At 76.0% G+C, this 1,857-nt stretch carries 2 protein-coding genes; both read right to left on the bottom strand.

Annotation, left to right across the window (positions count from 1 at the left end; translation table 11 throughout):
* Nucleotides 1-106 precede the first annotated feature (106 nt).
* Nucleotides 107-901 (bottom strand): energy-coupling factor ABC transporter ATP-binding protein, encoded by a 795-nt coding sequence (locus ACTUAL_RS32145; RefSeq protein ID WP_198320541.1) that lies wholly within the window; start codon nucleotides 899-901, stop codon nucleotides 107-109.
* 10 nt (nucleotides 902-911) lie between these two features.
* The gene (locus ACTUAL_RS32140; RefSeq protein WP_096495607.1) at nucleotides 912-1,772 is read right to left on the bottom strand and encodes an energy-coupling factor ABC transporter ATP-binding protein; all 861 of its coding nucleotides are present in this window, start codon (nucleotides 1,770-1,772) and stop codon (nucleotides 912-914) included.
* Nucleotides 1,773-1,857 lie beyond the last annotated feature (85 nt).

Genomic DNA, 1,857 nt, shown 5'->3' with positions numbered 1-1,857 from the left:
GGCGGCGCGGGTGGGGGGGGGCGGGGGGGGCACGGCCCGGCTGGTGGCGTGGGACCGCGGGTGTGGGGGGTGGGGCCACCCCGGGGGGGCCACACCCCGCACCGGGTCAGCGCCCGGCCGCCACCCGGTCCACGAACGCGTCCACCTCCACGACCGGCTCCGCCCACCCCAGCGCCCGGCTCAGCGCCACCAGCTGCGGCAACCGCTCCGCCGGACCGTCCGCGAACACCTGCGCCGGGCTGCCGTCCGCGACGACCCGACCGCCGGAGACCACCAGCACCCGCTCGAAGTTCTCCGCGCAGAAGTCCAGGTCGTGCGTCGTGGCGATCACCGTGCGCCCGCGCAGCGACAGGTCGGCGAGCAGCTCGCGCAGCGCCTCCAGCGCGAACGCGTCCTGCCCGGTGGTCGGCTCGTCCAGCACCACCACCGGGGTGTCCATGGCCAGCACCGACGCGATCGCCACCATCTTCCGCTGCGCGGCCGACAGGTGGTACGGGTGCGCCTCGCCCAGCCCCGCCAGCCCGGTGGCCTCCAGCGCCCGCTCCACCCGCTCGGTCACCGCGGCCTCGGGGTGGCCCAGGTTGCGCGGGCCGAAGGCGACCTCGGCGGCCACGGTGCGCGCGTGCAGCTGGTCGGCCGGGTTCTGGAACACGAACCCGACCTTCGCCGCCAGCGCGGAGATCGGGTGCTCGGCGGTGTCCGCGCCGCCGACCAGCACCCGGCCCGAGGTCGGCGTGACCAGGCCGTTGAAGTGCTGCGCCAGCGTGGTCTTGCCCGCACCGTTGGGGCCGATCACCGCGACCTTCTCGCCCTGGTCGATCCGCAGCGACACGTCCTGGAGCGCGGTCGTGCGCTCGTCGTAGCGGTAGGTCAGCGACTCGACGTGGATGTCCGCTCGCACGGCGGTCCTCCTAGGCTCGGGGGTCGGCGGCGGCGGGCACGGAGAAGCCGCTCACGGCCTCCGGCAGCAGCACCGGCAGCGGGCGCTCCCGAGGCCACAGGCCGCGTTCGGCCGCGCGCCTGGCCGCCCTGGTGTAGCGGGTCGTCGACACGCCGAGGCCGGGCAGGCGCGGGTCGGTGAACACCTCGGCGGGCGCGCCGTCGGCGACGACCCGGCCGCCGGCCAGCACCACGACCCGGTCGGCCAGCTCCGCCAGCCGCTCGGTGCGGTGCTCCACCAGCACGACGGTGATCCCGTCGCGGCGCAGCGCGTCCAGCGCGCCGAACACCAGCGACGCGCTGTCCGGGTCCAGCTGCGAGGTCGGCTCGTCGAGCACGACGACGCGAGGCCGCATCACCAGCACCGCGCCGATCGCGACGAGCTGCTGCTGCCCGCCGGACAGGGTGAACGGCGACCGCTCGGCCAGGTGCCCGATCCCCAGCGCGGACAGCACCTCCTCGATGCGCCGCACCATCTCCGCGCGCTCCACGCCCAGGTTCTCCAGGCCGAACGCCAGCTCCTCGCGCACGGTGAACTTGGCCCCGGACATCTGGTTGAACGGGTCCTGCACGACGAGCCCGACGTCGGTGACCACCTCGGCCAGCGGCGTGCCCGCCACCGACCGGCCCGCGACGGTCACCGAGCCGGTCAGCGCGCCGCCGGTGACGTGCGGGACCATGCCCGCGATCGCGGCGGCCAGCGTCGACTTGCCCGCGCCGCTGGCCCCGACCACCCCGCACACCTGACCGGCGGGGACCGACAGGTCCACCTCGGACAGCGCGGGCCCGCTCGTCGCGGGGTAGGCGAACGACACGCCCCGGAACTCGATCACCGGACCACCCCCAGCACGTTGACGACCACGGCGGCCACCGCGACCGCGCCCATGAGCAGCCGCGCCACCCGCTGCGCGGGCGAGT

The sequence above is a fragment of the Actinosynnema sp. genome, from assembly GCF_052038725.1.
Note: the sequence above shows the minus strand (reverse complement) of the source record. Positions and strands in the feature narration are given on the sequence as shown.